Raw genomic sequence first — 24536 nt, 5'->3', positions numbered from 1 at the left:
TTCGCGAATGAATTCGCTCCTACAGGGTTCTCCGCGCTCATCAAACAGGCAAAAAAAAGCCGCCCATGCTGAGGCGGCTTTTAGGGTGACGCTTACGCCTGAGGCCGCATGTGCGGGAACAGGATGACGTCGCGGATCGACGGCGAGTTGGTCAGCAGCATGACCAGACGGTCGATACCGATGCCCTCGCCTGCCGTTGGCGGCATGCCGTATTCCAGCGCACGCACGAAGTCGGCGTCGTAATGCATGGCTTCGTCGTCGCCCGCGTCCTTGTCGGCCACTTGCGCCATGAAACGCTCGGCCTGGTCTTCTGCGTCGTTCAACTCGGAATAGGCGTTGGCAATTTCACGGCCGCCGATGAACAGCTCGAAACGGTCGGTAACGTTCGGGTTTTCGTCGTTGCGGCGTGCCAGCGGCGACACTTCGAACGGGTACTGGGTGATGAAGTGCGGCTGCTCCAGCTTGTGCTCGACCAACTCTTCGAAAATCATCACCTGCAATTTGCCCAGACCTTCGAAACCCAGCACCTTGGCGCCCGCTTTCTTGGCGATGGCGCGGGCCTTGTCGATGTCGTTCAGGTCGTCAGCGGTCAGGTCCGGGTTGTATTTAAGGATCGAATCGAACACTGACAGACGCGCGAACGGCTCGCCGAAGTGGAACACTTTGTCGCCGTACGGCACGTCGGTGCTGCCCAGGACCAGCTGAGCCAATTCACGGAACAGCTCTTCGGTCAGGTCCATGTTGTCTTCATAGTCGGCGTACGCCTGGTAGAACTCCAACATGGTGAATTCAGGGTTGTGACGGGTCGAGACGCCTTCGTTACGGAAGTTGCGGTTGATCTCGAACACCTTTTCAAACCCGCCGACCACCAGACGCTTGAGGTACAGCTCAGGCGCGATCCGCAGGAACATTTCCAGGTCCAGCGCGTTGTGGTGGGTTTCAAACGGTTTGGCTGCCGCGCCGCCCGGAATGGTTTGCAGCATCGGCGTTTCGACTTCGAGGAAGTCGCGCTTCATCAGGAAGCTGCGGATGTGGGCGATGACTTGCGAGCGCACGCGGAAGGTTTCGCGCACGTCTTCGTTGACGATCAGGTCGACGTAACGCTGGCGATAGCGCTGTTCGGTGTCGGTCAGGCCGTGGTGTTTGTCCGGCAGCGGACGCAGGGACTTGGTCAACAGACGCACGCTGGTCATTTCGACGTACAGGTCGCCTTTGCCGGAACGGGCCAGGGTGCCTTCCGCCGCGATGATGTCGCCCATGTCCCAGGTTTTCACCGAGGCCAGGGTTTCTTCCGACAGGGTCTTGCGGTTGACGTAGACCTGAATGCGACCGGTCATGTCCTGAATCACCATGAACGAGCCACGGTTAAGCATGATGCGACCAGCAACCTTGACCGGAATCGCCGCTTCAGCCAGTTCTTCCTTGGTCTTATCCACGTACTGTTTCTGCAGGTCGTTGCAGTAGTTTTCGCGGCGGAAGTCGTTCGGGAAGGCGTTACCCTTGGCGCGCTCGGCAGCAAGCTTTTCCTTGCGCAGTGCGATCAGGGTGTTTTCTTCCTGTTGCTGGGCTTGCGGGTCGAGTTGTTGGTCGCTCATGTCTTTAGATTTTCCATCACAGGTTCGTTGCTCTTGCCGTCGGCAAGGGATCGCGGGCCGGTCGCTGCATCGCATGCACCGTGCCCGCAACACGTGGGGTCGCGATTACAGCCCTTGCTTGAGACTGGCTTCCAGGTAACCGTCAAGGTCACCGTCCAGCACCTTGTTGCAGTCGCTGCGCTCGACGCCGGTCCGCAGGTCCTTGATGCGCGAGTCATCGAGGACGTACGAGCGGATCTGGTGGCCCCAGCCGATGTCCGACTTGGTGTCTTCCAGCGCCTGGGACGCGGCGTTGCGCTTCTGCATTTCCAGCTCGTACAACTTGGCCCGCAGCATTTTCATGGCGGTGTCCTTGTTCGCGTGCTGGGAACGTTCGTTCTGGCAACTGACGACGGTGTTGGTCGGTACGTGGGTGATACGGACCGCCGAGTCGGTGGTGTTAACGTGCTGACCACCGGCACCGGATGAACGATAGGTGTCGATGCGCAAGTCCGACGGGTTGATGTCGATCTCGATGCGGTCGTCGATCTCGGGGGAAACGAACACCGCCGAGAACGAGGTGTGGCGACGTGCGCCGGAGTCGAACGGGCTCTTGCGGACCAGACGGTGCACGCCGATTTCGGTACGCAGCCAGCCAAAGGCGTATTCGCCCTTAATGTGCACGGTGGCGCCCTTGATGCCGGCGACTTCGCCTTCGGACAGCTCCATGATGGTGGCGTCGAAGCCACGCTTGTCGGCCCAGCGCAGGTACATGCGCAGCAGGATGTTGGCCCAGTCCTGCGCTTCGGTGCCGCCGGAGCCGGCCTGGATGTCCAGGTAGGCGTTGTTCGGGTCCATCTCGCCGCTGAACATGCGACGGAATTCCAGCTTGGCGAGGGATGCTTCCAGGCCTTCCAGCAGCTCGACGACATCGGCGACAGCGCCTTCGTCGTCTTCTTCGACGGCCATGTCCAGCAGCTCCTTGCCATCTGCCAGGCCGGAACTCATTTCGTCGAGGGTTTCAACGATCTGGGCCAGCGCCGAACGCTCGCGGCCGAGGGCCTGGGCATACTCGGGCTTGTTCCAGACGTTGGGGTCTTCCAGCTCGCGGTTGACTTCGGTCAGACGATCATGTTTTTGATCGTAGTCAAAGATACCCCCGAATGGATTCGGAGCGTTCGGTCAGGTCCTTGATGGTGTTCAGGATCGGGTTGATTTCCATGGTCGTCAGGACTCGCAGGCGAATTTCACAAAGCCCGCGAGTATACCCGAGCTGACGCCGGGATGGCAGCCCGTTGGGCAGGGGTGGTTAGCGTCTACGGATGATCAAGCCGAATGCAAAACCTGTGGGAGCGAATTTATTCGCGAGAGGGCATTTCAGCCTCGACGGATAGAGGGACATTAACGCCCTTCGCGAATGAATTCGCTCCCACAGTTACGAGCCGACTACGACCCGACCACGACCTGATTGCGCCCATTGTGCTTCGCGGCATACAGCCCCTGATCCGCGCTCTGGATCAACTGGCGGCTGTGGCTGCCGACCGGAGGCACGAGGGTCGCCAGACCAATGCTCACGGTCAGGCTGGAGCCTTCCTTCGGCGCGATGTGCGGGATGTTCATGCTGGCGACGCTCTGGCGAAGTTTCTCGGCCAGCAAACGTGCGCCGCCCGGCGAGGTGTTCGGCAGCACCAGCGCGAACTCTTCGCCGCCGTAACGTGCAGGCAGGTCGGAAGGACGGCTGCAGCTGGAACGGATGGCCTTGGCCACCTGACGCAGCGCTTCGTCGCCTTCGAGGTGGCCGAAGTTGTCGTTATAGGCTTTGAAATAGTCGACATCGATCATCATCAGCGACAGCTGGGTCTGCTCGCGGGTCGCCCGGCGCCACTCCAGTTCGAGGTATTCGTCGAAGTGGCGACGGTTCGACAGCCCGGTCAGGCCATCGGAGTTCATCAGGCGTTGCAGCACCAGGTTGGTGTCCAGCAGCTGCTGCTGACTGACTCGCAAAGCACGGTAGGCTTCGTCGCGTTGCAACAGGGTCATGTAGGAGCGGGAGTGGTAGCGGATGCGCGCCACCAGCTCGATGTTGTCCGGCAGTTTGACCAGATAATCGTTGGCCCCCGCCGCGAACGCCGCGCTCTTGATGAGCGGGTCTTCCTTGGTCGAGAGCACGATGATCGGGATGTCCCGGGTCATCGGATTGTTGCGGTACTCGCGCACCAGCGTCAGACCGTCAAGGCCTGGCATCACCAGGTCCTGCAGAATCACCGTCGGCTTGATTTCGATCGCTTGAGCGATGGCCTGATGAGGGTCGGCGCAGAAGTGGAAATCGATGTTTTCCTCATTCGCCAGCCCACGCCGGACTGCCTCGCCGATCATTGCCTGATCGTCGACCAGCAACACCATGGCAGCGTTTTCATCCGTGGTGTTTACTTCGTCCAGCTGCAAGTCATGCATTCAGGGTCTCCTGGTCACAGGCGGGCTGTGAAATCACCTGGAAAATCATTGTATAAATGCCTCTTTCAAGCGAGGCGCGATCGTGTCCAGCGGGCGAATCTCCATGGCGGCGTCGATGGCGGCTGCCGCTTTGGGCATGCCATACACCGCGCAGCTTTGCTGGTCCTGGGCGATGGTGAGGAAGCCCCGCTGACGCATCAGCTTGAGTCCCTGGGCACCATCTCGGCCCATACCTGTCAACAGAACGCCCACTGCGTCACCGTTCCAATAGCTGGCCACACTTTCGAAAAACACGTCGATAGAGGGCCTATATATCTCATTCACCGGCTCGGCGGTATAGGCCAGCGTCCCGTTCTTCAACAAGCGGATATGGTGATTGGTGCCCGCCAGCAACACGGCCCCGCACTCCGGCGGTTCCCCGTCGCGCGCCAGCCGCACCTCCAGCCCAGACGAGCTGCTCAACCATTGCGCCATCCCGGCCGCGAACACCTGGTCCACATGCTGAACCAGCACAATGGCTGCCGGGAACGCCTTCGGCAATCCTTTGAGCAGCACTTCCAGCGCTGCCGGGCCGCCTGCGGACGAACCGATGGCGACCAACCCCTTTCTTTGTGCCGCCACGCCCAACGGCGCTGGCGTCGGACGGACGCGGCTGTCACGTTGACCGATCAGCCACCCAATGTTGAGGATCTTGCGCAGCAAGGGCGCCGCTGCCTCTTTCGGGTCGCCCGCGCCGATGGCGGGCGTGTCGACCACGTCCAGGGCACCATGGCCCATTGCCTCGAACACACGGTGGACGTTCTGTTCCCGGTCAACAGTCACAATCACGATGGCACACGGCGTGGCGGCCATGATACGTCGGGTCGCCTCGACGCCGTCCATGACCGGCATGATGAGGTCCATCAGGATCAGATCCGGCGTCAGTTCGGCGCATCGCTGCACCGCGTCAGCGCCGTTGCTCGCCACCCACACCACCTGATGCGCAGGCTCGAACGCCAGCGCACGGCGCAGTGCTTCGACCGCCATGGGCATGTCGTTGACGATGGCGATTTTCATCCTTGCGCATCTCCTATCAGCTCGACCACCGCGTCGAGCAACGCATCATCATGGAAACTGGCCTTGGCCAGATAATAGTCGGCCCCGGCATCCAGCCCCCGACGACGATCCTCTTCGCGATCCTTGTACGACACCACCATCACGGGCAACGACTGCAAACGACTGTCGCGGCGCAACAGCGTCACCAGTTCGATACCGTCCATGCGCGGCATGTCGATGTCGGTGATCAGCAAATCGAAGTCTTCGGCACGCAGGGCGTTCCAGCCGTCCATCCCGTCCACGGCCACCGCGACTTCATAACCGCGGCTCAACAGCAATTTGCGCTCCAGCTCGCGCACGGTCAATGAGTCGTCCACCACCAGCACACGCTTGCGCACTTGAACGTCGACCTGACGATTGCGCCGATCAATGCGCTCCAGTCGCCCGGTGTTAAGCAATTTTTCCACCGAGCGCAGCATGTCTTCGACGTCGATGATCAGCACAGCCGAGCCATCGTCCAGCAGCGCGCCTGCAGAAATGTCCTGGACCTTGCCCAGACGCGGGTCCAGCGGCAGCACCACCAGCGTGCGTTCGCCGATGAAACGCTCGACCGCCACGCCATACACGGCGTCTCGTTCACGAATCACCACGACCTTGAGCGCGTCGGCGTTATTCTGGCTGGCAGGACGATTGAGCAATTGGCTGGCGGCGACGAGGCCGACGTGGCGCTCTTCGTGCCAGAAGTGCTGACGGCCTTCCAGTTGCACGATTTCATCCACCTGCACGTCGCGCATCCGCTCGATGTGTGCCAGCGGGAAGGCATAAGCTTCGCCGCCCACTTCCACCACCAGACTGCGCACGACGGACAGCGTCAGCGGCACTTCGATGTTGAAACGACTGCCCTGCCCTGCCTGTTGATGCAGTTCAACCCCGCCGCGCAGCTGGCGGACCATGTGCTGCACCGCGTCCAGCCCCACGCCGCGCCCGGAGACTTCGGTGACTTTGTCGCGCATGCTGAAACCCGGCAGGAACAGGAAGCTCAACAGCTCTTCCTCGCTCAGCTGCATCGCGGTTTCTTCGGGCGACAGTTTACGGTCGATGATGCTGCGGCGCAGACGCTCAAGGTCCACGCCACCGCCATCGTCGATCAGTTCGACGACCAGCAAACCGGCCTGGTGGGACGCCTTGAGTTGAATCAGTCCCTCCGCCGGTTTGCCAAGGGCCAAGCGTTGTTCGGGAAACTCGATGCCGTGGTCCACGGCGTTGCGCAACAGGTGTGTCAGCGGTGCTTCAAGCTTTTCCAGCACGTCGCGGTCGACCTGGGTTTTATCGCCGTCGATTTCCAGCCGCACCTGTTTGCCCAGCGAACGGCCAAGGTCACGCACCATGCGCGCCTGCCCGGCCAGCACGTCGGCGAACGGACGCATGCGACAGGCCAGCGCGGTGTCGTACAGCAACTGCGCGCGCTGACTGGCTTGCCAGCCGAACTCGTCGAGGTCGGAGGTCTGTTGGATCAACAGGTGCTGCGCCTCGCTCAACAGACGCCGCGCTTCTTCCAGCGCCTTTTGCGCGTCCGGATCGACGTTGGCGTCGAGCAAGGCTTCGAGATTGTCCAACGCGCGACTGGCGCCGCTTTGGGAGCGTTTGACCCGCTGCATCGCGGTCAGATAAGGCTTCAGGCGCTGGGTCTCGACCAGCGATTTGCTCGACAGGTCCAGCAGGTTATTCAGGCGCTCGGCCGTCACCCGCAAGACGCGCTCGCCGCCCTCGTTGACCCGACGCTCGACGCGGCGGCCGATTTTCGGCTGGGCCTCTTCTTCGGCTTCGGGCGCAGGGGCCGGTTGTGCGGGGATAGCGAGTGCGGTCAGAGCGGGTGTTTCAGGTTCAGTGGGTTCAGTCAGCGGCGCATGGGCCGATTGCACCGATTCCACCAACGACTGCGCGTTGGCCAGCAGCAGATCGTCCATCGACGGCGCAAGGATCGGCGCAGCGGTGGCAGGACGCGCACCCGGTTTGATCAGGTCGTTCATCAATGCGACGTAGCCGTCCACGTCGCCTTGGGCCACGCTGTTCGGCCCCGGCGTGGCGATGCGCATGAGCATGTCGGTGCCCATCAACAGCGCGTCGATGTGCTCGGGCTTGAGGTGCAGCCGGCCCTCCTGGGCTTCGACGAGGCAGTCTTCCATCACGTGAGAAACGCTGACCCCGGCGTTGACCCCGACGATCCTCGCCGCGCCCTTGAGCGAATGGGCGGCGCGCATGCAGGCTTCCAGTTGATCGGCCTGGGTCGGGTTACGCTCCAGCGCCAGCAGGCCCGCGCTCAAGACTTGGGTCTGGGCTTCGGCTTCCAGCGTGAACAGTTCGAACAACGAGGCGTCGCGCATTTGATCGGGCGTCATGTCAGGCTCCGGTTCACGGCGGACAGCAATTGTTCTTCGTCCAGCAACCGCAAGCTGCGGTCTTTCCACTGCACCACGCCTCGGGTGAAGCGTGCGTTGGTGTTTTGCGCAGGGGCCGATGCGCTGTCCAGCAAACGCGCCTCGATGGCATGAATCCCGTCGACTTCATCGACCGGCACCACCACGGGCCCGCCCTCGGCGGCCACGATCAGCATGCGCGGCATGATGCGCGAGGCATTGGCGGGGGCCGACCCACTGTCCAATCCCAGCAGTTCGACGAACGACAGGCACGCCACCAGCGCGCCACGCACATTCGCCACGCCGAGCAAGGCCCGAGAGCGTTGGTGCGGGAGCGAGTGAATCGTCTGCACCGGCGACACTTCGACCAGACAGCGGGTCGGCAAGCCGAGCCATTCTTCGCCCAGGCGGAACACCACAAGGGAGCGGGTTTTTATGTCGGTGGCCAGCTCTTCGCTGTGAATCGACACGCGCTCCTCTTGCGCCAGCGCGTAGCGGTCCAGCAAACGGGTCGCCGCCGCCGAATACACCGAGCAGTTGCGGCAATGGATGTGTTCCACCAGGAGCGGGCACGAGCGATCGCCGTGGATGCCGATCCGGTTCCAGCAGTCGTCGATGGCCTGGGCATCGTTGCTGACCAGTTCACTGTGTACGCCGGTCATCGATTACGTCCTTCTTTATTCACGCCACGGGCTGCGCGTTCTTGCAGACGGCGGGCACCGGCGCTGTCGCCCTGGGCCGCGAGAATGGCCGCCAATTGGGCAAGCGCTTCGGGATGCTGCGGCTCCAGGTACAACGCCTTGCGATAAAAACCCTGGGCGCCGATCACGTCGCCGCCCACTTCGCTCAGCAGCCCGAGCCAATAGAACACCGGGGCCACCGGTTCATAACGTTTGAGGTACTGCTCGCACGCGAGTTTGGCGTCGGCGCTTTTGCCTTCGTTGGCGAGCTTTTTGATGCTGTCGAGCAAGGCTGCGGCCTCCCCCGTCGCAGGCAATGCGGGAGCGGCGCTGCGCGTTGCAGGCTGAGAAGTTGGGAGAAATCGCACTCCGCCGGGACTTCGTGCAGGCGGTACAGGTGCAGGCTTTTTGCTGGCTGGCGGCGGCTCGACCGGCAATGGCGCCGCGGCGGGTGATGCCGCGATCACCGTCAGCGGCTCGGTGTCCGCCTCGCCTTGATGCCGGAACGCGAACGACTGCGCAATGCCGATGGAGGTCATGCCCATTCGCCCCAACAAACTGCCCTCGGCAGGGCCGATGAACAGCACGCCGTCGTTGTGGGTCATGCGCTTGAGCACTTCGAACCCACGGCGCTGGGTATCGACGTCGAAATAGATCAGCAGGTTGCGGCAGAACACAAAGTCATAGGCCGACTGCGCCACCGGCAGGGTCGGGTCCAGCATGTTCCCGGCCTGAAAGCTGACGCGCTCGCGCACCCGGTCTTCGACGCGATAGCCGTCTTCGACCGGGATGAAATAACGCTCGCGAAAGCTCAACTGATCGCCGCGAAACGAGTTCTTGCCGTAAACGCCACGGCGCGCTCGCTGCAAGGACAGCGGGCTGATGTCCACGGCTTCGATCTTGAACTGTTGCGCCTGCAGCCCGGCATCGAACAACGCCATGGCAATCGAATACGGCTCTTCGCCGGTGGAGCATGGCAGGCTGAGAATGCGCAGCGGGCGAGCACCGTTGAGATGCGTCAGACGCGCCGTCGCCAGTTTGCCAAGGGTGGCGAAGGATTCGGGATAACGAAAAAACCAGGTCTCGGGCACGATGACCGCTTCGATCAATGCCTGCTGTTCTTCCGCCGAACGTTGCAACAACTGCCAGTAGTCAGCGTGGTCGATGGCTTTGACGACCATGCGCCGCTGACGCAACGCGCGTTCGATGATCGCTTCGCCCACCGACGCCACGTCGAGGCCGATACGGTCCTTGAGGAAGGCGAAGAAACGCGAGTCTTCGGTCATGGAGTGGCCTCGAAGGGTTCGAGGCTCAAGGGTTGCGCCGGGAACAACAGCGCACGGACCGAGTCGTCCAGCAGGTCCTGCACGCGAATCCATTGCAGCAAGCCCAATGCGTCTTCGCGCACCGGTCCGAGGTAAGGCGCCTGGCAATTGTCCAGGCCGTATTCCTTGAACTCGTCAGCGGCGCAACGCAGGGTGTCGGTGGCCTGTTCGAGAATCAGCCCCAGCCATTGCGGGTTGCGCTCGGCATCAGGCCGGTAATGCACCAGCACCAGACGCGTACTGGTGCGCGAGGGAGCCGGTTCGCCGAAGGTCAACGCGCTCATGTCGATGACCGGCACCACCACGCCTCGATGGGCGAACACACCGGCCACCCAATGGGGCGTCTGCGCGATGGGCTTGAGCACCAGCCGAGGCAGCACTTCGGCGACCTCGGTCGCTTCCAGCGCATAGCGTTCCGACCCGATGCGAAACAGCAGGAACAGTTTGTTTTTCGGCACCACCCCGGCGCTGCGTTTGGCTGAATGCTCGATCATGGGCCGGTCTCAGACCTTGAAACGCGAAACGCCGCCGCGCAGCCCCACCGCCACCTGGCTTAACTCGTCGATGGCAAAGCTGGCCTGGCGCAGGGATTCCACGGTCTGACTGCTGGCATCGCCCAACTGCACCAGTGCCTGATTGATCTGTTCGGCGCCGGTGGCCTGGGCCTGCATACCCTCGTTGACCATCAACACCCGCGGCGCCAGCGCCTGAACCTGATGGATGATCTGCGAAAGCTGCTCGCCGACCTGGGTCACTTCGAACATGCCGCGACGCACTTCTTCGGAGAATTTGTCCATGCCCATGACACCCGCCGACACCGCCGACTGAATCTCGCGGACCATCTGTTCGATGTCGTAGGTCGCCACGGCGGTCTGATCCGCCAGACGTCGCACTTCGGTCGCGACCACGGCAAACCCACGGCCATACTCACCGGCTTTTTCGGCCTCGATGGCGGCGTTCAGCGACAGCAGGTTGGTCTGGTCGGCGACCTTGACGATGGTCACGACCACTTGGTTGATGTTCCCGGCCTTCTCGTTGAGGATCGCCAGCTTGGAGTTCACCAGGTCCGCTGCGCCCATCACCGAATGCATGGTCTCTTCCATGCGCGCCAGGCCTTGTTGGCCGGAACCGGCGAGAATGGACGCCTGATCCGCGGCGGACGTGACTTCGGTCATGGTGCGCACTAGGTCGCGAGAAGTCGCTGCGATTTCTCGGGACGTCGCGCCGATTTCGGTGGTGGTGGCGGCGGTCTCGGTAGCGGTGGCCTGTTGCTGTTTGGAAGTGGCCGCGATCTCGGTCACCGAGGTCGTGACTTGCACGGAGGAACGCTGCGCCTGAGACACCAGTGCGGCCAGCTCGGTGACCATGTCGTTGAACCCGGTCTGCACCGAGCCGAATTCGTCGTTACGGTCGAGGGTCAGGCGGCTGCTCAGGTCGCCCGTGCGCATGGTTTCGAGAATCCGCACGATGCGGTTCATCGGCGCCAGAATCGTGCGCATCAACAGCAGGCCGCACGCGGCTGCGGCCAGAACGGCAACGATCAGCGAGATGCCCATGCTGATCTTCGCGGTCAGCACGGCAGAAGAAATGTTCGCGGTCGCCTGATCGGCCACGGCCTTGTTGGCCACGATCAGGTCGTTGAGTTGCTTGCGGCCTTGCAGCCAGACCGGGTTGACTTGGCCGTAGAACACCGTGCGCGCAGCGGCGTAATCGCCCGCTTGATAGGTTTTGATCACTTCGCTCAACAGCCGGCCATACACCTCACGCTGTTTTTCGAAGGCGTTGAAGTTGGCACGATCGGTGTCGTCGTAGATGGTCTTCTTGTAGCTGTCCATCTGGTTTTGCAGACGGGTGTCGAAGTCGATGTACTGATCCTGTTCGGAACGGGTCAGCTCACGGGCCTTGCCCTCGCCGATCAACTCCAGCGTGCGGATGTAGCTCTCGCCCCAGGCACTGCGCACCAGGGTGCTGAAGTAGACGCCCGGCAACGCGTCATCACTGACCGCTTCTTCGCTGTGCTGGATCGACAGCAGTCGGGTGTACGACACGACAACCATCAACAGCATGATGGCGATGATTACAGCGAAGCTCGCCAAGATACGTTGGCGCAACGTCCAATTCTTCACAGTCAGCCCTCAAGAGTTCAACACCGACAACGCCGGGTTCAAGAAGCGGACCGACAGACGGCCCAACGCGAGCCGAGTATAGCCCAGTGCCTTACGAATTAACCCGGCTGTTTCCGACATAGATAATGCGATAACGCACAGATATATCGGAAATATCTGACAGGGTATCGGCTCGGCAGAGAAATGCTTGATAAGGAGGAACGACCCTTGTGAATGATGTTGAGCACCCGTTTTATCTTGCACACATCCGCATATATGGGCTTCAACTCTGTGCTCGTCCTCTCCTGTGGGAGCGAATTTATTCGCGAAGGGCCGGCATGGCTGACACGTCTCTGCCGGACGCACCACCGTCTCGCGAATGAATTCGCTCCTACAGGGACGGCGGTGTTGTTGAGGGAGGGTCATGACAGTTATTGCTGCGCCTGGCGCACTTGGCTCTCCAGCTCGGCCTTGAGCCCCGGCGCCAGTTTCAGTTGTTTCGCCAGCTCATCGAGATACGCGCGTTCCATGAAGTGCTCTTCGTCGACCATCATCACGCTTGCCAGGTACATCTCCGCGGCGATTTCAGGCGTGTGGGCGGAGCGGGCGACGTCGGCGGGGTCGAGGGGTTTGTTCAGTTCGGCGTGCAGCCAGTGCTGCAATTCCTGGTCGCCGGTCAGACGGGTGAATTCGCCTTCGATCAATTGGCGCTCGTGGTCATCGACGTGCCCATCGGCCTTGGCCGCAGCGACCAGCGCGCGCAGGACGGCTTCGCTGTGCTGCTCGACCTGGGCGGGGGGCACACGGTCCACCGTCTGCGGCTGACTCGGTCCCGCGCCCGGCTGGTTCGCCTGCCAGTTGCCATACGCCTTGTAGGCCAGCACACCCAATGCGGCCAGGCCGCCGTAGGTCAGCGCCTTGCCGCCGATCTTGCGGGCGCTTTTATTGCCCAGCAGCAGGCCCATCGCCCCCGCGGCCAACGCCCCGCCTCCGGCCCCCGACAGAAATCCGCCCAGGTTGCCGCCGCCGACTTTGCCCAGTAAATCGTTAAGCCCGCCTTGAGCGCCTTTGCCCTGAGAGCCGGGGTTGGCCGCGCCGCCAGCCTTGTTCTGCAACAGGTCCTGACCGGATTTCAACAGTTGATCGAGCAAGCCACGGGTGTTCATAACAGACCTCCTGATTCGGGATAGACGATTCGACTCGCAGGGTATGTCGAAGTCGCCGAAAGCCGTTTTCAGGTGTGCTTCTGGATGTTGCAGCGTTCGAACGCTACTCTCAAGCGCATCTAAAAAAACGATACACACGCCTGACATTCCAAAAAACACAGGGGCCGGTTCCGCATGATGACGCTCCGTCAGATCCGCCATTTCATCGCCGTGGCCGAAACCGGCTCGATTTCCGCCGCCGCTCAGGCAGTGTTCATTTCCCAATCGACCCTGACGCTCGCCATCCAGCAACTGGAGGAAGACATCGGCGTCAGCCTGTTCAGTCGGCACGCCAAGGGCATGACGCTAACCCACCAAGGGCATCAGTTCTTGCGCCAGGCGCACTTGATCCTCGCGACGGTGGAAAACGCCAAGCGCAGTTTGCAACAAGGCGCAGATCAGGTCGCCGGGCAACTGGTGGTCGGCGTGACGAGCCTGGTGGCGGGCTATTACCTCGCCGACCTGCTGACCCGCTTTCAGCGCGCTTACCCCAACGTCGACATTCGGGTGATGGAGGATGAACGGCCCTACATCGAGCACCTGCTGGTCAGCGGCGAGATTGACGTCGGGGTGCTGATTCTCTCCAACCTCGAAGACCGTCATGCGTTGCAAACCGAAGTGCTGACCCACTCGCCGCACCGCCTGTGGCTCCCCGCCCAGCACCCGTTGCTGGACCACGACAACATTCATCTGGCGGACGTGGCGTGCGAGCCGCTGATTCAGTTGAACGTCGACGAAATGGGGGTGAACGCCCAGCGCATCTGGTCCCGCGCCGGTTTGCAGCCCAAGGTGACGTTGCGCACCGCATCGACCGAAGCGGTGCGCAGTCTGGTGGCGGCGGGACTGGGTGTGTCGATACAGCCGGACATGACCTATCGCCCGTGGTCGCTGGAAGGCGACATTATCGAAGCCCGACCCATTGCCGACTTGACCCAGACGCTGGACATCGGCCTGGCGTGGCGGCGGGGTACGGCGCGGCCTTCGCTGGTCGATCCGTTCCTGAGCGTGGCCCGTGAGCAACCGCATCCGGGACGCAGGCCATCTATTTAATCGAACGCTGCTTTCAGAATTTAGAATTTGTCGACCGCTGGATGTGGCACTAGGCTCAGGGGCTTGGAAGGCGGAGTGTTTCAGCGTTTTTCGGAACAGTTTTCTTCCACAAGCTGCTCTGCGCTGCATATAAATCGACACAAGGAAGCTTCGAACGATGGCTGGCGACGTGACCTCACATTTTGCAACCGCGCTGCTGATCGACGGCGAACAGGTCACGGGGCAGGGTTTTGTCGAGCCGATCCTCAACCCCGCCACCGGTGAAGTGCTGACCCGCATTGCCGAGGCCAGCACCGATCAGGTCGAGACGGCGATTCTGGCCGCCCACCGCGCTTTCAATGAATGGTCGCGCACCACACCGCAACAGCGCTCGAACATCCTCTTGAGCATCGCCGATGCCATCGAAAAGAACGCCGACCACCTCGCCCGCCTGGAAGCCCTCAACTGGGGCAAGCCCTTGCACCTGGCGCGACAGGATGACCTGACCGCGACCGTCGACGTGTTCCGTTTCTTCGCCGGGGCCGTGCGTTGCCAGACCGGCCAGCTCTCTGGCGAATACGTGCCGGGTTACACCAGCATGGTACGGCGCGACCCAATTGGCGTCGTCGCCTCCATCGCGCCGTGGAATTACCCGATCATGATGGCCGCGTGGAAAATCGCCCCCGCCCTCGCCGCCGGCAACACCCTCGTTTTCAAACCCTCCGAACACACGCCGCTCTCGATCCTCGCGCTCGCACCGGTGTTCGCCGAACTGCTGCCCGAGGGCGTGATCAACATCGTCTGCGGGGGCGGCGAAGGGGTCGGCAGCCATTTGGTCAGCCATCCAAAAGTGCGCATGGTCTCGCTGACTGGCGACATCGTCACCGGTCAAAAAATTCTTCAGGCCGCGTCGAAAACCCTGAAACGCACCCATCTCGAACTGGGCGGCAAGGCGCCGGTGATTGTCTGCAACGACGCCGACATTGCCGCCGTGGTCGAGGGCGTGCGCACCTATGGCTATTACAACGCCGGTCAGGATTGCACCGCCGCCTGCCGGATCTACGCGCAAGCAGGCATCCACGATCGACTCGTCGCCGAACTCGGGGCAGCCGTCAGCAGTCTACGTTTTGCGGGCAAGCGCGATGCCGACAATGAACTCGGCCCGCTGATCAGCACCCGCCAGCGCGACCGCGTGGCCAGCTTCGTCGAACGTGCGCTGAGTCAGCCGCATATCGAGCGCATCACCGGCGCGGCCGTGCATTCCGGGCCCGGTTTCTTCTACCAGCCGACCTTGCTCGCGGGCTGCAAACAGAGCGATGAAATCGTCCAGCGCGAGGTGTTCGGCCCGGTGGTGACCGTGACCCGCTTCGACGAACTCTCCCAGGCCGTGGACTGGGCCAACGATTCCGAATACGGCCTGGCGTCGTCGATCTGGACCCAGAATCTGGACAAGGCGATGCAGGTCGCGGCCCGTCTGCAATACGGCTGCACCTGGATCAACAGCCATTTCATGCTGGTCAGCGAAATGCCCCACGGGGGCTTGAAACGCTCGGGGTACGGGAAGGACTTGTCCAGCGACTCGCTTCAGGACTACAGCGTGGTACGCCACGTCATGGCCCGCAGCAGCTACGAGCTTTGAGCTGCAAGCTTCAAGTAAAAGCAATAAGAACGGCTACACCCTGCAATTTTGTTCTGCCGAAAAAAACATCAATAACGAGGGGAACCCTATGTCATTTCAAAAAACCGCGCTCCTGAGCGCAGTGGTCACCGCCGTATTGACGAGCGGCGCCGTGCAGGCGGCGGAAACGCTCAAGGCTGTCGGCGACGGCGAGGGGCAGCTGGATATCGTGGCGTGGCCGGGTTACATCGAGCGGGGCGAGAGCGATAAGGCCTATGACTGGGTTACCGGTTTCGAGCAGGAAACCGGGTGCAAGGTCAGCGTCAAAACCGCGGCGACGTCCGACGAGATGGTCAGCCTGATGACCAAGGGCGGCTATGACCTGGTGACCGCGTCGGGCGACGCTTCGTTGCGTCTGGTGGCGGGCAAGCGGGTGCAGCCGATCAACACTGACCTGATCCCCAATTGGAAAACCCTCGACCCGCGCCTGAAAGACGGCCCGTGGTACACCGTCAACAAGCAGACCTACGGCACGCCTTATCAGTGGGGGCCGAACGTGCTGATGTACAACACCAACGTGTTCAAGACCCCGCCGGTGAGCTGGAGTGTGGTGTTCGAGCCGCAGGACCTGCCGGATGGCAAGCCGAACAAAGGCCGCGTTCAGGCCTATGACGGGCCGATCTACATCGCCGACGCCGCGCTGTATTTGAAGACCGCCAAGCCGGAGCTGAAGATCGAAGACCCGTATCAACTGACCGAAACCCAGTACAAGGCCGTGCTTGATCTGTTGCGCGCCCAACACCCGCTGGTGCACCGCTACTGGCACGACGCGACCGTGCAGATGAGCGACGTGAAAAACGAAGGCGTGGCGGCGTCGAGTTCGTGGGGTTACATGGTCAACGGGTTGGTGGCTGACAAACAGCCGGTCGCCTCGACTATCCCGCAGGAAGGCGCCACCGGTTGGGCCGATACCACCATGTTGCACGCCGAGGCCAAGCACCCGAACTGCGCGTACAAGTGGATGAACTGGTCGCTGCAACCGAAGGTTCAGGGCGACGTCGCGGCCTGGTTCGGTTCGCTGCCGGTAGTGCCTGCGGCGTGCAAGGGCAATGAGCTTCTGGGGGCCGAGGGTTGCGCCACCAACGGCTTCGACTTGTTCGACAAGATCGCCTTCTGGAAAACCCCGCAGGCCGAGGGCGGTAAGTACGTGCCGTACAGCCGCTGGACGCAGGACTACATCGCAATCATGGGTGGGCGGTAGTTCCCCAGTCTGCCGGTGATGATCGTTCCCAGGCAGGACTCAGGAACGATCATCACAATTTGCTGGGTGAGCGCGGTTCCCCTGTAGGAGCGAATTCATTCGCGAGAGGCCTGTTCGGTCGATGCATCGTTATCGCCTGACCAATTCTTCGCGAATGAACTCGCTCCCACAGGAGACCCTGTGCACCCGCCTCTCCCGCCTCACGCATTTACGCTACACCCGGCGAACCCGCTGCGACGGCGTTCGCTTCCACTTGAGGTTTCACTCATGACCCTTGCAGTCCAGTTCACCCACGTTTCCCGTCAGTTCGGCGAAGTGAAGGCCGTTGACCGGGTTTCCATCGACATCAAGGACGGCGAGTTCTTTTCCATGCTCGGCCCCTCGGGTTCGGGCAAGACCACCTGCCTGCGCCTGATCGCAGGCTTCGAACAGCCCAGCGCAGGTTCGATCCGTATTCATGGTGAGGAGGCCGCGGGTCTTCCGCCTTATCAGCGCGATGTCAACACGGTCTTCCAGGACTACGCCCTTTTCCCGCACATGAACGTGCGCGACAACGTCGCCTACGGCCTGAAGGTGAAGGGCGTGGGCAAGAGCGAACGCCTGACCCGCGCCGAAGAAGCCTTGAACATGGTCGCCCTCGGCGGCTACGGCGACCGCAAGCCAGTGCAACTGTCGGGCGGTCAGCGCCAACGCGTCGCACTGGCTCGCGCACTGGTCAATCGTCCTCGCGTGTTGTTGCTCGACGAACCCCTCGGCGCCCTGGATTTGAAGCTGCGCGAACAGATGCAAAGCGAGCTGAAGAAGCTGCAACGCCAGCTTGGCATCACCTTCATTTTCGTCACACACGACCAGACCGAAGCGCTGTCGATGTCGGACCGCGTGGCCGTGTTCAATAAGGGCCGCATCGAGCAGGTCGACACCCCGCGCAACCTGTACATGAAACCTGCGACCACGTTCGTCGCCGAATTCGTCGGCACGTCCAACGTGCTGCGCGGCGATATGGCGCAACAGCTGAGCGGCCACCCCAACGCGTTCTCCATTCGCCCCGAGCACATCCGTTTCGCCGATGGCCCGATGGGCAGTCACGAAATCGAAGTCAGCGGGTTGCTGCACGACATTCAGTACCAAGGCAGCGCCACGCGTTATGAGCTGAAGCTCGACAACGGCCAGACTCTCAGCGTCAGCCAGGCCAACACCCAATGGCTGGACACCAGCGCGCAGCACCAGCCCGGTCAGCGCATGACCGCGCGCTGGGCCCGCGAGGCGATGATTCCGCTGCATGACGCCGCCTCTGATCACACGGCGGAGGCCCGCTGAGATGAGCCAGACACTCGCCCATTCAGCGCCAATGCCAGGGCAATCGCCCCTGCGGCGTTTTTCCAATCTGCTGTATCGACGGCCGAATCTTTACCTGTCACTGCTGCTGATCCCGCCGCTGTTGTGGTTCGGCGCGATCTACCTCGGCTCCTTGCTGGGCCTGCTGTGGCAAGGGTTCTACACCTTCGACGACTTCAGCATGTCGGTCACGCCGGATCTGACCCTGGCCAACTTCGCGGCGCTGCTCAACCCGGCCAACTTCGACGTGATCCAGCGCACGCTGACCATGGCTATTGCCGTGTCCATCGCCAGCGCCATCGTCGCGTTCCCCATCGCCTACTACATGGCGCGTTACACCACTGGCAAGACCAAGGCGTTTTTCTACATCGCCGTGATGATGCCCATGTGGGCCAGTTACATCGTCAAGGCCTACGCGTGGACGCTGCTGCTGGCCAAGGGGGGCGTGGCGCAGTGGTTCGTGCAGCACCTGGGCCTGGAGCCGGTGTTGCAACTGATTCTGGGGATACCCGGTGTCGGCGGCAGCACCTTGTCCACCTCGCACCTGGGACGGTTTCTGGTGTTCGTCTACATCTGGCTGCCGTTCATGATTTTGCCCATTCAGGCCTCCCTCGAACGCCTGCCGCCGTCGCTACTGCAAGCCTCGGCGGACTTGGGCGCCAAACCTCGGCAGACCTTCCTGCAGGTGATTCTGCCGCTGTCGGTGCCCGGCATTGCGGCGGGTTCGATCTTCACGTTTTCGCTGACGCTGGGCGACTTCATCGTCCCGCAACTGATCGGCCCGCCCGGCTATTTCATCGGCAGCATGGTCTACGCCCAGCAAGGCGCCATCGGCAACATGCCCATGGCCGCCGCGTTCACGCTGGTGCCCATCGTGCTGATCGCCATTTACCTGTCCATCGTCAAACGACTGGGGGCTTTCGATGCGCTCTAAGCCTGTGATCAAACAAGGCGATCAAGCCTCATGGGGCCTGAAGATTGCCGCATGGGGCGGGTTGGTGTTCCTGCACTTCCCGATCCTGATCATCTTCGTCTACGCCTTCAACACTCAAGACGCCGCGTTCAGTTTTCCGCCTCAGGGCTTCACCCTGAAGTGGTTCAGCGTGGCCTTCTCGCGGCCTGATGTGTTGGAGTCGATCAAGCTGTCGTTGCAGATCGCCTGCGTCGCGACGTTGATTGCGCTGGTGCTCGGCACCTTGGCGTCGGCCGCGCTGTATCGCAGGGATTTTTTTGGCAAGGACGGCATTTCGCTGATGCTGATCCTGCCCATCGCCCTGCCCGGCATCATCACCGGCCTGGCATTGCTGTCGGCGTTCAAAACGCTGGGGATCGAGCCGGGGATGTTCACCATCATTGTCGGCCACGCGACCTTTTGCGTGGTGATCGTCTACAACAACGTCATCGCGCGCCTGCGTCGCACGTCCCACAGTTTGATCGAGGCGTCGATGGATTTGGGGGCCGACGGCTGGCAGACCTTTCGTTACATCATCCTGCCGAACCTCGGCTCTGCATTGCTCGCGGGCGGAATGCTGGCGTTCGCGTTGTCGTTCGATGAAATCATCGTCACCACGTTTACCGCGGGTCACGAACGCACCTTGCCGATCTGGCTGCTCAACCAACTCAGCCGCCCCCGCGACGTGCCGGTGACCAACGTCGTCGCGATGCTGGTGATGATGGTCACGATGCTGCCGATTCTCGGCGCGTACTACCTGACCCGTGGCGGTGAAAGCGTGGCGGGGAGCGGCGGTAAATAATCACCAGGATACCGGGCGCCATTACAAATCATCTGTCGGAGCGAATTCATTCGCGAGAGGGCGGCACATCCGATGGAGATGCATCGCCTGCAAACCCATTCGCGAATGAATTCGCTCCCACAGAGGGCACATGTTGAATCAAAGAAATATCGGCAGGCCGACAGGCCGCACGAACCATCCAACGGATCGAACAAGAGGACAAACCCCATGCAAACCAAACTGCTGATCAATGGCCATCTGGTCGCCGGTGAAGGTCCCGCGCAGCCCGTGTTCAACCCCGCGCTGGGCCGGGTGTTGGTGGAGATCAACGAAGCCACCGAGGGCCAGGTCGACACCGCCGTACGCGCCGCCGATGCCGCGTTTGAAAGCTGGTCGCAAACCGCGCCGAAGGATCGCTCGTTGCTGCTGCTGAAACTGGCGGACGCCATCGACGCCCACGCCGAAGAACTCGCCAAGCTCGAATCGGACAACTGCGGCAAGCCTTATCAAGCGGCGTTGAACGACGAGCTGCCAGCGATTGCCGACGTGTTCCGCTTCTTCGCTGGCGCCAGCCGCTGCATGAGCGGCTCGGCGGCGGGCGAATACCTGCCGGGGCACACCTCGATGATCCGTCGCGACCCGGTAGGCGTTGTCGCCTCCATCGCGCCGTGGAACTACCCGCTGATGATGGTCGCCTGGAAAATCGCCCCGGCGCTGGCGGCGGGCAATACCGTGGTGCTCAAACCTTCCGAGCAAACCCCTTTGACCGCGCTGCGTCTGGTCGAGTTGGCCAATGACATCTTCCCGGCAGGCGTGCTGAATCTGGTGTTCGGTCGCGGCCAGACCGTCGGCAATCCGCTGGTCACCCACCCGAAAGTCCGCATGGTGTCGCTGACTGGCTCGGTGGCCACCGGCTCGCACATCATTTCCAGCACCGCCGAGAGCGTCAAACGCACCCACATGGAACTGGGCGGCAAGGCCCCGGTGATCATCTTCGACGACGCCGACATCGACGCCGCCGTCGAAGGCATTCGCACTTTCGGCTTCTATAACGCAGGTCAGGATTGCACCGCCGCCTGCCGCATCTACGCGCAAAAAGGCATCTACGAGCAATTCGTGCAGAAGCTCGGGGAGGCCGTCAGCACGATCAAAGTCGGTCAGCAGGATGACCCGGACACCGAACTCGGCCCGCTGATCACCGCTCAGCATCGCGACCGCGTCACCGGCTTCGTCGAGCGTGCGGTCGCCCAATCCCACACGCGCCTGATCACCGGCGGCAAGGCCATCGAAGGCAACGGTTTCTTCTTCCAGCCAACGGTGATCGCCGACGCCCAACAAGACGACGAAATCGTCCGCCGCGAGGTGTTCGGCCCGGTGGTGTCGGTAACGCCATTCGACGATGAAGCCCAAGTGCTGGGTTGGGCCAACGATTCCGATTACGGCCTGGCGTCGTCGGTCTGGACCCGGGACGTCGGCCGCGCCCACCGCCTGTCCGCCCGTCTGCAATACGGCTGCACCTGGGTGAACACCCATTTCATGCTCATCAGCGAAATGCCCCACGGCGGCCAGAAATTGTCCGGCTACGGCAAAGACCTGTCGATGTACGGACTGGAGGACTACACCACCGTGCGCCATGTGATGTTCAAGCACTGATGCTTTATCTGTAGCGGTCCGGCTCGCCGGCGGCAGCGATCCCACTGACGCCACCGCTGGCAAGCTTTGCTGCTACGAAGGTTGCATCCACGTAAAAGCACGATTCAGACAGATACGCCCTATCCCGTCGCTCTTTCCTAAGATGGACCTCTTGGTCATAATCACGCGGTATCATAAATTGATACCATGAATAACCGACAATCCATTACCCTTAAAACCGTCTTTTCCAAACCCGTGCCCAGCACACTCGAATGGAACAGGCTCGAATCGCTCTTCAACGCGCTAGGCGCCCGAACAATCGAAGGAAACAGTTCTCGAGTTCGCTTCGAACTCAACGGCGTAGTGGCGACATTCCATCGTCCACACCCGGACAAGGAAGCCAAGCCGTATCAGGTACGCGATGCCCGGTCATTCCTTGAGCAAGCAGGAGTTACCCCTTGAACATCATGAATTACAAAGGCTATGCAGCCCGCATCAACTACAGCGACGAAGATGAGCTGTTCGTTGGGCATGTGGCCGGAATCCGCGATGTTATCGGTTTCCACGGCGAATCTGTGCGTGAGCTTCGTACAGCATTTGAAGAGGCAGTGGACGATTATCTGGACACGTGTGTCCGACTGGGTCGTGAGCCTCAAAAAACCTATTCCGGCAAACTCAGTTTGCGACTGGATCCCGCTTTACATGCGAGTGTTGCCTGTAAAGCCGAGCTGGCTCACATGAGCATCAACCAGTGGGTCAGCGATCTGCTCTTCCACGCCATCCAAACTGATTAGAATTTGACATCACCACGCAACCCCTGCGCTCATTCACGGTCAACACAACAGACGCTGCTTTGAGTCGCGGGGGGTTGTTTTGGTATTCGTTCGAATACCGATAAAGCTCAACCACACTCAATCACCCTTCAAGCGGATGTGAAAGGTGAGGATTTTTCCGGTCCGGCTTCGTACACTGTTTCCCCCTGACTGGAGCTTGCCTCGTTGACACGATATCCCCGCTTTCCCGCAGGCGACAGTGAGGCAGGTCGCACCATCAAGGACATGGATTGGGCCGCAACACCCCTTGGCCCCATCGAACAATGGCCGGCTGCACTGAAGATTCACCTCAATCTGATCCTCAATTCCCCCGAGTCGATGTACCTGCTTTGGGGCCCGGAGTTGCTGTTTTTCCACAACGATGCCTGTGCCCCGACTCTCGGCCCTCGACGGGACGCGGCGATGGGTGCTCGCATGCCGGAGTTGTGGTCGGATGTGTGGGATCAAGTGCAGCCTTTTGCCGAGCAAGCGTTGAACGGGCAGCCGTATCACTGCGAAGACATGCCTCTGACCATGGCGCGTTATGGCGCAATCGAGCGCACGTGGTGGTCGTTTTCGTTCTCACCGATGATTGACGAACACAACCAGGTGGTCGGCCTGTTCTGCGTGACCAACGAAACCACACGCCGCGTGCTGGATCAGCGAGCACTGAGGGCCAGCGAACAGCGGCGGCTCGACCTGATTGCCGACCTTGAGCGGCAAGTGGTCGAGCGAGCCCACGAACGTGGCCTGACTTGGCAAGTCAGCCCCGATCTGCTCTCGATCATGACCTCCGATCTGCATTTCGAAACCACCAACCCGGCCTGGCGATTGACTTTGGGCTGGACGGACGAAGCGTTGTCGCGGTTCGCATTCTCTGACCTGATTCACCCCGAAGACGCCGCGCGCAGTCAGGAAGCCTTTGGCGCGCTGGGGCGCAATCATCCGGTGCTGAATCTGGAAAACCGTTACCGACGCAAGGATGGCAGCTACCGCTGGCTGTCGTGGGTCGCGGTGCCGGAAGGCGGCAAGTTGTATTGCAGCGCCCGGGACATTACCGCAGAAAAGCAACAGGCCGAAGCGCTACGACTCGCAGAAGATGCGTTGCGTCACTCCCAGAAAATGGAGGCTGTCGGCCAACTCACTGGGGGCCTCGCCCACGACTTCAACAACCTGCTGATGGGTGTCAGCGGCAATATCGAACTCTTGAAAAACCGTGTCGCCAAAGGCCGCACCGACAATCTCGGGCGCTACATCAATGCGGCGCTGGAAGGCTCTCGCCGAGCCGCCGCGCTGACCCACCGGCTGCTGGCATTTTCTCGGCGACAGACCCTCGACCCTAGACCTACTGATGTGGATCATCTGGTTGAGGGAATGGCCGAACTCATTCGCCGCACGGTCGGCCCCGCCATTGCCATGGACGTGATCGGCACGCCCGGCCTGTGGGCAACGCTGGTGGACGCCCACCAACTGGAAAACGCCCTGCTCAACCTGTGCCTTAACGCGCGCGATGCCATGCCTGACGGCGGCCAACTGCTGATCGAAACCGGCAACAAAACCCTCGACGACATCGAAGCCCGAGAGCTGGAAATGCCCGAAGGTCGGTACGTGGCGCTGTGCGTCAGCGACAACGGCAGCGGGATGAGCGCCGATGTCGTCAAACGCGCCTTCGATCCCTTCTTCACCACCAAACCCATCGGCATGGGCACGGGGCTTGGGCTGTCTATGATCTACGGTTTTGCCCGCCAGTCGGGGGGCGGGGTCCAGATTCGCTCCACAGCAGGAAAAGGCACGCAGGTGTGCATTTACCTGCCTGTACAAGGCGAGGCCATTGCGTTTTCCCCGGACACGCCGTTGCAGGAACAACCTCCCGGACCGGTGGCGGGCGGCGAAACCGTGCTGGTGGTGGACGACGAGCCGACGGTCAGAACCTTGGTGGCCGAAGTGCTGACCGACCTCGGCTACCGGGTACTGGAAGCCGAAAACGGCGGCGTGGCACTGGAAATTTTGCAAACACGACAAACCATCGACCTGCTCGTCTCGGACGTCGGCCTGCCCGGGGGCATGAACGGACGCCAACTCGCCGACGCCGCCCGCTCACTGCGACCGGGTTTGAAGGTGCTGTTCGTGACCGGTTACGCTGAAAATGCAGCCTTGGGCAAAGGCCGGCTGGAACCGGGGATGCATGTGCTGACCAAACCGTTTTCGATACCGGCGCTCAGCGAACGGGTGAAGGGGTTGTTGGCAACGTGAGCGAAGTGTTCCGGGCTCATCAAGAGGGGTCAGGCTGAATGAAAGACTGTAGGAGCAGGCTTGCTGGC

Annotated in this window: 20 protein-coding genes; 10 read left to right on the top strand and 10 right to left on the bottom strand. The window is 61.5% G+C overall.

From position 1 onward, the window contains the following. Positions 1-92: 92 nt before the first annotated feature. From lysS to ACIQAL_RS01110, 10 genes are all read right to left on the bottom strand, one after another. Positions 93-1595 carry a lysine--tRNA ligase gene (gene lysS / locus ACIQAL_RS01155; protein ID WP_401141545.1) on the bottom strand — a complete coding sequence of 501 codons (1503 nt, stop codon included), beginning with the start codon at positions 1593-1595 and terminating at the stop codon, positions 93-95. Positions 1596-1700: 105 nt separating this feature from the next. Next, positions 1701-2796, bottom strand: a protein-coding gene (prfB, locus tag ACIQAL_RS01150; protein WP_401141542.1) for a peptide chain release factor 2 whose coding sequence is annotated in 2 segments (ribosomal slippage) — positions 1701-2723 and positions 2725-2796 — 1095 coding nt in all. Because the reading frame shifts where the segments join, the coding sequence is not laid out codon by codon here. A gap of 224 nt (positions 2797-3020) precedes the next feature. Next, positions 3021-4028: a PleD family two-component system response regulator gene (locus tag ACIQAL_RS01145; protein WP_166593580.1), complete on the bottom strand. Its 1008-nt coding sequence runs from the start codon at positions 4026-4028 to the stop codon at positions 3021-3023. A 45-nt stretch (positions 4029-4073) separates the two neighbouring features. Next, complete coding sequence (locus tag ACIQAL_RS01140; protein ID WP_401141539.1) at positions 4074-5084, bottom strand: chemotaxis response regulator protein-glutamate methylesterase; 1011 nt, start codon at positions 5082-5084, stop codon at positions 4074-4076. Beyond that, positions 5081-7462, bottom strand: coding sequence for a hybrid sensor histidine kinase/response regulator (locus ACIQAL_RS01135; protein ID WP_401141536.1), 2382 nt, complete (start codon positions 7460-7462; stop codon positions 5081-5083). The genes ACIQAL_RS01140 and ACIQAL_RS01135 overlap by 4 nt, the downstream gene beginning before the upstream one ends. Beyond that, the gene (locus tag ACIQAL_RS01130) at positions 7459-8142 is read right to left on the bottom strand and encodes a chemotaxis protein CheW (protein WP_401141533.1); all 684 of its coding nucleotides are present in this window, start codon (positions 8140-8142) and stop codon (positions 7459-7461) included. The genes ACIQAL_RS01135 and ACIQAL_RS01130 overlap by 4 nt, the downstream gene beginning before the upstream one ends. Next, the gene (locus ACIQAL_RS01125; protein ID WP_401141530.1) at positions 8139-9446 is read right to left on the bottom strand and encodes a CheR family methyltransferase; all 1308 of its coding nucleotides are present in this window, start codon (positions 9444-9446) and stop codon (positions 8139-8141) included. Before ACIQAL_RS01125 ends, ACIQAL_RS01130 begins: the two co-directional genes overlap by 4 nt. Further along, positions 9443-9979, bottom strand: a complete 537-nt coding sequence (locus tag ACIQAL_RS01120) for a chemotaxis protein CheW (RefSeq protein ID WP_401141526.1) — start codon at positions 9977-9979, stop codon at positions 9443-9445. Before ACIQAL_RS01120 ends, ACIQAL_RS01125 begins: the two co-directional genes overlap by 4 nt. Positions 9980-9988: 9 nt before the next feature. Further along, positions 9989-11611 carry a methyl-accepting chemotaxis protein gene (locus ACIQAL_RS01115; protein WP_401141523.1) on the bottom strand — a complete coding sequence of 541 codons (1623 nt, stop codon included), beginning with the start codon at positions 11609-11611 and terminating at the stop codon, positions 9989-9991. 410 nt (positions 11612-12021) lie between these two features. Then, positions 12022-12756, bottom strand: a complete 735-nt coding sequence (locus ACIQAL_RS01110) for a tellurite resistance TerB family protein (protein WP_401141520.1) — start codon at positions 12754-12756, stop codon at positions 12022-12024. Between the two features lie 174 nt (positions 12757-12930). On the opposite strand from ACIQAL_RS01110, the gene ACIQAL_RS01105 reads away from it, so the two are divergent. The 10 genes from ACIQAL_RS01105 (at position 12931) to ACIQAL_RS01060 (ending at position 24468) form a co-directional block, all read left to right on the top strand. Beyond that, positions 12931-13845 (top strand): LysR family transcriptional regulator, encoded by a 915-nt coding sequence (locus ACIQAL_RS01105; RefSeq protein ID WP_166593588.1) that lies wholly within the window; start codon positions 12931-12933, stop codon positions 13843-13845. A gap of 157 nt (positions 13846-14002) precedes the next feature. Further along, on the top strand, positions 14003-15463 hold the full coding sequence (locus tag ACIQAL_RS01100) for a gamma-aminobutyraldehyde dehydrogenase (RefSeq protein WP_401141517.1): 1461 nt from the start codon (positions 14003-14005) through the stop codon (positions 15461-15463). Positions 15464-15551: 88 nt separating this feature from the next. Beyond that, entirely contained in the window at positions 15552-16703 is a 1152-nt protein-coding gene (gene ydcS, locus ACIQAL_RS01095) for a putative ABC transporter substrate-binding protein YdcS (RefSeq protein WP_401141514.1), read from the top strand. Positions 16704-16970: 267 nt separating this feature from the next. Beyond that, a complete protein-coding gene (locus ACIQAL_RS01090) occupies positions 16971-18020 on the top strand; it encodes an ABC transporter ATP-binding protein (RefSeq protein ID WP_401141511.1) in 1050 nt (349 codons plus the stop codon). Positions 18021-18051: 31 nt separating this feature from the next. After that, entirely contained in the window at positions 18052-18972 is a 921-nt protein-coding gene (locus tag ACIQAL_RS01085; protein WP_401142374.1) for an ABC transporter permease, read from the top strand. Then, entirely contained in the window at positions 18962-19792 is an 831-nt protein-coding gene (locus tag ACIQAL_RS01080; RefSeq protein WP_341959649.1) for an ABC transporter permease, read from the top strand. Before ACIQAL_RS01085 ends, ACIQAL_RS01080 begins: the two co-directional genes overlap by 11 nt. Positions 19793-19999: 207 nt before the next feature. Beyond that, complete coding sequence (locus ACIQAL_RS01075) at positions 20000-21424, top strand: gamma-aminobutyraldehyde dehydrogenase (protein WP_401141508.1); 1425 nt, start codon at positions 20000-20002, stop codon at positions 21422-21424. A 186-nt stretch (positions 21425-21610) separates the two neighbouring features. Next, entirely contained in the window at positions 21611-21865 is a 255-nt protein-coding gene (locus ACIQAL_RS01070) for a type II toxin-antitoxin system HicA family toxin (RefSeq protein ID WP_401141505.1), read from the top strand. Then, positions 21862-22197 carry a type II toxin-antitoxin system HicB family antitoxin gene (locus ACIQAL_RS01065; protein ID WP_401141502.1) on the top strand — a complete coding sequence of 112 codons (336 nt, stop codon included), beginning with the start codon at positions 21862-21864 and terminating at the stop codon, positions 22195-22197. Before ACIQAL_RS01070 ends, ACIQAL_RS01065 begins: the two co-directional genes overlap by 4 nt. A gap of 264 nt (positions 22198-22461) precedes the next feature. Then, complete coding sequence (locus ACIQAL_RS01060; RefSeq protein WP_401142371.1) at positions 22462-24468, top strand: response regulator; 2007 nt, start codon at positions 22462-22464, stop codon at positions 24466-24468. Positions 24469-24536 lie beyond the last annotated feature (68 nt).

Source organism: Pseudomonas sp. NPDC088368, from assembly GCF_044753445.1.
Lineage (GTDB): Bacteria > Pseudomonadota > Gammaproteobacteria > Pseudomonadales > Pseudomonadaceae > Aquipseudomonas > Aquipseudomonas bambusae.
This window is presented reverse-complemented; position numbering and strand designations above follow the sequence as displayed.

Coding starts and splice junctions, on each gene's coding strand:
- lysS (WP_401141545.1), bottom strand. CDS start 1,595: ATGAGCGACCAACAACTCGACCCGCAAGCCCAGCAACAGGAAGAAAAC.
- ACIQAL_RS01145 (WP_166593580.1), bottom strand. CDS start 4,028: ATGCATGACTTGCAGCTGGACGAAGTAAACACCACGGATGAAAACGCT.
- ACIQAL_RS01140 (WP_401141539.1), bottom strand. CDS start 5,084: ATGAAAATCGCCATCGTCAACGACATGCCCATGGCGGTCGAAGCACTG.
- ACIQAL_RS01135 (WP_401141536.1), bottom strand. CDS start 7,462: ATGACGCCCGATCAAATGCGCGACGCCTCGTTGTTCGAACTGTTCACG.
- ACIQAL_RS01130 (WP_401141533.1), bottom strand. CDS start 8,142: ATGACCGGCGTACACAGTGAACTGGTCAGCAACGATGCCCAGGCCATC.
- ACIQAL_RS01125 (WP_401141530.1), bottom strand. CDS start 9,446: ATGACCGAAGACTCGCGTTTCTTCGCCTTCCTCAAGGACCGTATCGGC.
- ACIQAL_RS01120 (WP_401141526.1), bottom strand. CDS start 9,979: ATGATCGAGCATTCAGCCAAACGCAGCGCCGGGGTGGTGCCGAAAAAC.
- ACIQAL_RS01110 (WP_401141520.1), bottom strand. CDS start 12,756: ATGAACACCCGTGGCTTGCTCGATCAACTGTTGAAATCCGGTCAGGAC.
- ACIQAL_RS01105 (WP_166593588.1), top strand. CDS start 12,931: ATGATGACGCTCCGTCAGATCCGCCATTTCATCGCCGTGGCCGAAACC.
- ACIQAL_RS01100 (WP_401141517.1), top strand. CDS start 14,003: ATGGCTGGCGACGTGACCTCACATTTTGCAACCGCGCTGCTGATCGAC.
- ydcS (WP_401141514.1), top strand. CDS start 15,552: ATGTCATTTCAAAAAACCGCGCTCCTGAGCGCAGTGGTCACCGCCGTA.
- ACIQAL_RS01090 (WP_401141511.1), top strand. CDS start 16,971: ATGACCCTTGCAGTCCAGTTCACCCACGTTTCCCGTCAGTTCGGCGAA.
- ACIQAL_RS01085 (WP_401142374.1), top strand. CDS start 18,052: ATGCCAGGGCAATCGCCCCTGCGGCGTTTTTCCAATCTGCTGTATCGA.
- ACIQAL_RS01080 (WP_341959649.1), top strand. CDS start 18,962: ATGCGCTCTAAGCCTGTGATCAAACAAGGCGATCAAGCCTCATGGGGC.
- ACIQAL_RS01075 (WP_401141508.1), top strand. CDS start 20,000: ATGCAAACCAAACTGCTGATCAATGGCCATCTGGTCGCCGGTGAAGGT.
- ACIQAL_RS01070 (WP_401141505.1), top strand. CDS start 21,611: ATGAATAACCGACAATCCATTACCCTTAAAACCGTCTTTTCCAAACCC.
- ACIQAL_RS01060 (WP_401142371.1), top strand. CDS start 22,462: ATGGATTGGGCCGCAACACCCCTTGGCCCCATCGAACAATGGCCGGCT.